Here is a 5867-nt window from a genome sequence, read left to right as displayed (position 1 = left end):
GAAGTCCTTGGCGATCGTGGTCAGGGGTGCTTCGCCCTTTCGGGCAACCGCGACAACGTCACGGCGGAACTCTTCGGGAAAGGCTTTGGGCATGATGAACATCCTTCCACCCGCAAGGTCAATCCTCACAGGTCAGGAGTCAACCAAACCTTCAGCAGTCCCAAAAACGGGGTTTTTCAGACCGCGCAAAGCAGGTTCAGAAAACATATGACGTCCTATAAAGCCAGCGTCGGAAATGCACCATGCCTCACAAAACACTGGAAACAGTGGCAATTCACCTCTGGTCGTACATCGAGGTTCCCGGGACCGGATTCAGGAGCGTGCTGGGCGTACAGTGTGCGCTACATCCCGAAAGGACACGATCCGCATGGAACCCGACAAGCAAGCTGATGCTGATACCACCCCACCCAGCACCACACCTGCCAACTCCCCACCAGATGGCCCTCAACCTTCCCGCACCGCGGTGGGTGACCTTGCTCCCGGCGAGAAGGCCCACAAGTCAATTTTTAATGGATTGGACTCAGCCGTCCGTCTGTTCCTAGGGCCGGCAGAGCGCACCGATGGGAGCTTACCAATCGTTCATCAGCATGACGCCTCCGAAGACGCCTCCGACGCGGCCCTCAACAAAATCGAGATCCACACCGATTCCCAAGGTCATCATTACGCGCAACGGACCACACCGGCGCCTCCCACCAACACACAAGACGACCATCCGGAGCACTAAGCAAGAGACAGCAGCGAGACTGAATCCATGCCTCATCGAAGTGACCGAGCCTGCCACCGAAGCCATCAAAAAACCGCCAACCCCGATTGAAACTCACAGGTCTACGTGGGTTTTCGTGAGCAGTCCCCAGTCCCGAAAATAGTGGAGCGGTGGAGGATCGGCATACGGGATACCCTCGCAGCAGAACGAGGCCGCAGATCAATTTTCGTCTTATTAAGATTGCCAGGGTTTGGCCACTTTGTTCACGACCCAGCGGTGCTTGCCGATTTTGCGGTTTGGGGCGGGCAGGCGATAGGACTACAACCGGTCAACCCGAGTGGATGGGCAGTCAGCCGGTAGAGGCTAACGGCTAATTGCTAGCGATGACTGGGGTTGGTTCGCGGTGCCAGGGCGGTGCGCTGAGGAGGAAGACCGTGGCGGCGATCATCACACCGGCGGTGAAGATGGTGTCCAGATGGGTCGACAACGCGGTGCCGTTGTACATGGTGATGCCCACCGCCAGCAATGATCCTGCCAGAAAGATGAGCGCGACCCAATGCTGGCGGCGCAATCCCACCAGAACCAGCAGGGCGGGGACTGTGTACCAGATCATGCTCGCCGTTCCCATCGAGTTGATCTGACTGATCACACCGCCACTGCCGGGTATCGCGGCGACTACCGGGCGGAAGAACATCGAGGCGCAGTGCAGGATCAGTCCCAGCACACCCACGACCGTCAAGCCAAGATCCAGCGGGGTCAACCGTCGTGTGAACCGTTTGACGGGTAAGCCGGGCACCACCAGCCGAAGAACCAGCAAGGTGAAGGCGACTCCAGTGAGGGTCAGGACAAACAAGGTGGACATCATCTCAGCCTAAGGGCACGCCGGCGGCCCAAGTGTGTCCTGGATTGCAGAACTATCTCCCGGTCGCGACCTACCGTCGTCGATATCAGCGGCGAGGTCCAGCGACGAGGAAGGTAATCCAATGACTGCAGAACAGAGGGCGACGACGTCCGAGGCTTCAGCTACCGGACACACTACGTCCACCCCCATGTCCATTCGGGTCGTGGCCGGAGTGGTGGGCGGCCTCGCTGGCGGTGTCGTCTTTGGGTGATCCTGCCAGAAAGATGAGCGCGATCCAGTGCTGGCGGCGCAGTCCCACCAGGATCAGCACGGCTGGGACTGTGTACCAGATCATGCTCGCCGTCCCCATCGAGTTGATCTGACTAATCACACTTGCACTGCCGGGTATCGCGGCGACAAGCGGGCGGAAAAACATCGAGGCGCAGTGCAGGATCAGCCCCAGCACACCCACGACCGTCAAGCCAAGATCCAGAGAGGTCAACCGTCGTGCGACCCGTGCGGCGGGCAAGCCGGGCACCACCAGTCGAAGGACCAGCAAGGCGGCGGCGATTCCAGTGAGGGTCAGGACAAACGAGACAGACATGAATTCACCCTAATACCGGTTTTGCGGGCTCAGTGTGTCCTGGATTGCAGAACTCTCATCAAACCACCGCCTAGCGTCGTCGGTATCAGCGGTGGAGTACAGCGACGAGGAGGCAATCCCATGACTGCAGAACATAAGCCAGCATCGGCGACGACGACCGTTTTCCGCGACGGTAAAGCTCTACCGATGTCCGTGCGGGCTGTGGCCGGCATTGTCGGGGGCTTGACCGGTGGGGTTGTCTTCGGGATCCTGATGGCGATGATGGGCATGCTGCCGATGATCGCTTCCTTGGTCGGTTCCACGTCGGCCGGCGTCGGATTCGCCGTCCACCTGGTGATTTCGGTCCTGATCGGACTCGCCCTGACGATCCCCGGGGCTGCCCTGCTGCGAGGAAGTTTGATGAAAAGTGCCCTCGTCGGTGCCCTTTATGGCGCGTTGTGGTGGGTGTTGGGGCCGCTGCTGATCATGCCGGCGATGATGGGGATGCCGCTGTTCACCCTTGACGGGGCCTCCGTCACCTCGTTGATGGGCCATGTGATCTACGGGCTTATTCTGGGACTGGTCGCAGCGATGATCATCCGTCGCCGCCGATGACAGCTCCCGGGTTGAACGCCGTATGCTCCACCACCATCCTGTCCGCCGCAACGGGGCCTTCGAAGGTATGGGCACCACACGAACAGGAGGTTGAGATATTGTCTGAAACAGGGGAGCCCTTCAGCTGCCTGAATGCTGTGGAGCTTTTCGCGGACCTCACCCCCCAGGATATGGCTGCGCTTGACCGGACGTCTCCGCCGCGGCTTTTCCACAGTGGAGAGCTTGTCTTCAGCCAGGCCCAGCCCGTCAGCGCCCTGTTCATCCTCAAAGCAGGCAGGATCCGCATCTTCCGGGTAGCCGAGGACGGAAAAACCCTCACCATCGCCATTCTGGAATCAGGCGCCGTGTTCGGCGAGATGCTTCTGGTGGGCCAGCAGATGTATGACAATTACGCCGAAGCGATCGAGGACTCGACAGTGTGCCAGCTCAGCGCTGCGGATGTCGAGGAACACTTCCTGTCCAACCCCAAAGTGGCGGTGAAGATCTCGCGTCTTCTGGGCGAGCAGGTCGCCAGGCTGGAGGAACGCCTGATGGACATGGCGCTACGTCCCCTCTCCGCACGCACAGCCGCGACCCTGCTGAAACTCGCCGAAACAGCGCCCCGCAGCAGGTTCACGCAATCCCAGTCCGTGAAACTCACCCACGAGCAACTAGCGGGACTATTGGGGGCAACACGCGAAGCGACCAGCAAGACCATGTCCGATTTCGCAACCCGCAACCTGATCCGGCAGGGCAGGGGACGCATCATCATTGAAGACCCTGCAGGGCTCCGCCGTATCTCCTGCACCACCTTCTAACCAACCCTGTTCCGGCTGACCCGCCCTATCCCGGCAAGATGGGAAACGACCACATCCCGCAGCGGTCCTCGCTGCCGTCTGCCATTTTTCCGCTAGATCCCAAAATCGAAAGGGATTCCTATGACCTGCGTTGCCATCCATTCAGCCGGAACCGCCCCCGCAGCGAGCCGCAATGAACTCGACGCCCTCGGGCCTGAAGTCCGGGAAAGCCCTCACCATCGACGGCCCGGTGGCTCACCTGTAGCCCTCCAGTCATATGTGGCCCTCCAACAGGTCATCGGCGATTACGGGGCCTTCAATATCCGAACCAGGGAAGCCATTGCACTGGTCGTGGACAACGCAGATGATAACTACGCGCCACACACCGGCGGACCGATCATGCAGGTGTCGCGGCCCTCACGATTCGCCGCTGGCAAAGCCGCCATTAGCTCTGTCAGCTGGGTGTGTCTGCTGGGCAGCCGCGCATGGGTCCGCTTTGGTCGCCGCCGTCTTCCGGTGCCTGCCCGGGAGGGGCAGTGTGTGGGTGGTTTCGGTCGCCGGTGCCGTTGCCGGGGCGAAGGTTCAACGGATCACGGCCCGGGGCAGCTTGATGTGCATGGTTTGTGTCGCCGTAGCCGCAGCCTGGTCTTGGCCCCTCGGCCGAGGCCGCGGTCACACCGGATAGGGTCATGATCAAAGTGGGCAGTACGAGTAGCGCAGCAGTGCGTGGGCGGATGTTCATTGTGCCTCCAAAGAAATTAGATCGAAGAGCGTAGCTATTCCTGCGTAGAGCCTTTCAGCCGGGCCATCACTGCCTGGTTAGTCCAGCATGGTCCGGCGGGGATGACGATTGCTGGTGGGGTGAAGATCGGGGGTATGGGTCTATTGTTAGGGCTTTTCGTCTGCCGGGGTGAGAGCGACGCCGTCGTATTCGTTGTCGAAGAACTCCACGAAAGCGAGAGCTTCGGCGATTGATCCGGTTTTGTCGCTGGTGGCGCGCAGTATCTTCGTGGCATTCTCGCCGGCAAGGGCATACACGTCGTACGCGGTGTCGGGTGACAACCCTTTTGCGGTGACGTCGACCTCATCGAGCCCGAGGACGTTTCTGACCGTCGCGTTTCCCGCGGCTCGATCAATCGTTGTGGTGAGCGGATACTGCTCGATGCGTTCGTCAAGGCCCTGCCCGGTGAGCCCTTCGGCTGTACCGGTATCGGAGCGTGCGACGTAGACCAGCGCCTGGGGGTCCTGTCCCACCCGGACAGTGTCGATCACGGTACGGGTGGCGGTGTCGATGACGTCTACCGAGTCGGACTTCTGCAGGGCAACGTAGATACGGGTGTTGTCCGGGCTTGGCCAGATCCCGTGAGGTGCGTGCCCGGTGGTGTCGATAGTATCAACCAGGGCAGGAGTTCCCTCTCCACGCTCGTACACCTTGACCTGATCAAGTCCCCCCACGGTGACCCAGGCGAAAGCCCCTTCAGCCGTGGTAACGAAGTTTGGGTGGTTGGTCCGGGGCCCGGTGTCCAGCACCGCCTTGACGATCAGGTCTTGGGTGTCCACCACAGTTGTTTTCCCGGCGCCCGGGTGTCCGAGCCACACCTCGCCGCCGTCCGGGCTCACCGCGAGGTCCGCCGAGCCGCCAGCGCTGAGCGCAATGCTGGCCGTGATGCGCCTACTGGGCACATCAACGACATCGAGTTCACCGAGATCGATGTAGTTGACATACGCGGTCCGCCCGTCCGGGCTGAAAACCACCTTTGAGGGACCTTCTGCCGTCGCGATACGGGTTTCGGTGTCCGTAGCGAGGTCGATGACCGAGACGTAGTCCTGGCCGCGGACCGCCGTCCACACCTGAGCTCCGTCGGGGCTGATGAACGCCTCGTGGGGAGCCCGGCCAACATAGTACGTATCGAGCACCTCATTCGTCGCAGTGTCCACGATCTGTACTGCGTTGGAAGTCACACTCACCGCGTCGAGATAGCGTCCATCACGGGAGAAACCAAGCCCGTGTACGTTCACCTGGTCATCATCGACCGGACCCAGGACGCCATCAAGGCGGGACTCGCCCAGGGGCAAAGTTCCCAGAACCTCATTGGTGGCAGGGTTGATCACCGTCACGGTATTCGAGCTCTGATCCGCCGTATACACCCGGTCATTACCCGAGATGGGTTGAGCGCCCGGCAAAGCGGGTCCCTGCTGTATCCCGCCCTTTTCACCCGAACCTCCTCCACCTACCTGGGAGTCAGCGGCGCTCGGGGCCTCTGAGCTGGAGGCCCCGGAAGAGCCGGACGGCGCGGACTGCGGAAGACCACTCGCGAACAGGAAGACGGCAGCCGCGGCGGCTGCGCC

General features: G+C 61.1%; 5 protein-coding genes and 1 pseudogene. 3 read left to right on the top strand and 3 right to left on the bottom strand.

The window, feature by feature from the left end; genetic code table 11:
• Positions 1-367 precede the first annotated feature (367 nt).
• The gene (locus Y705_RS22855; RefSeq protein WP_253908430.1) at positions 368-724 is read left to right on the top strand and encodes a hypothetical protein; all 357 of its coding nucleotides are present in this window, start codon (positions 368-370) and stop codon (positions 722-724) included.
• 349 nt (positions 725-1073) lie between these two features.
• On the opposite strand, the gene Y705_RS0101075 is transcribed toward Y705_RS22855, so the two are convergent.
• Together Y705_RS0101075 and Y705_RS0101070 are read right to left on the bottom strand one after the other, a co-directional pair.
• Positions 1074-1565 (bottom strand): hypothetical protein, encoded by a 492-nt coding sequence (locus Y705_RS0101075; RefSeq protein ID WP_155849836.1) that lies wholly within the window; start codon positions 1563-1565, stop codon positions 1074-1076.
• A gap of 157 nt (positions 1566-1722) precedes the next feature.
• Positions 1723-2148 (bottom strand): hypothetical protein, encoded by a 426-nt coding sequence (locus tag Y705_RS0101070; RefSeq protein WP_026531532.1) that lies wholly within the window; start codon positions 2146-2148, stop codon positions 1723-1725.
• A gap of 120 nt (positions 2149-2268) precedes the next feature.
• Here Y705_RS0101070 and Y705_RS0101065 point away from each other — a divergent pair, with 120 nt between their 5' ends.
• Complete coding sequence (locus tag Y705_RS0101065) at positions 2269-2742, top strand: hypothetical protein (protein ID WP_253908429.1); 474 nt, start codon at positions 2269-2271, stop codon at positions 2740-2742.
• Positions 2743-2840: 98 nt separating this feature from the next.
• Positions 2841-3539 carry a Crp/Fnr family transcriptional regulator gene (locus Y705_RS0101060; RefSeq protein WP_253908428.1) on the top strand — a complete coding sequence of 233 codons (699 nt, stop codon included), beginning with the start codon at positions 2841-2843 and terminating at the stop codon, positions 3537-3539.
• A gap of 867 nt (positions 3540-4406) precedes the next feature.
• Here Y705_RS0101060 and Y705_RS16365 read toward each other — a convergent pair.
• Positions 4407-5867 (bottom strand): annotated as a pseudogene (locus Y705_RS16365) (beta-propeller fold lactonase family protein); the annotation flags it as partial.

This window comes from Arthrobacter sp. H41 (assembly GCF_000520535.1).
Lineage (GTDB): Bacteria > Actinomycetota > Actinomycetes > Actinomycetales > Micrococcaceae > Arthrobacter_D.
This window is presented reverse-complemented; position numbering and strand designations above follow the sequence as displayed.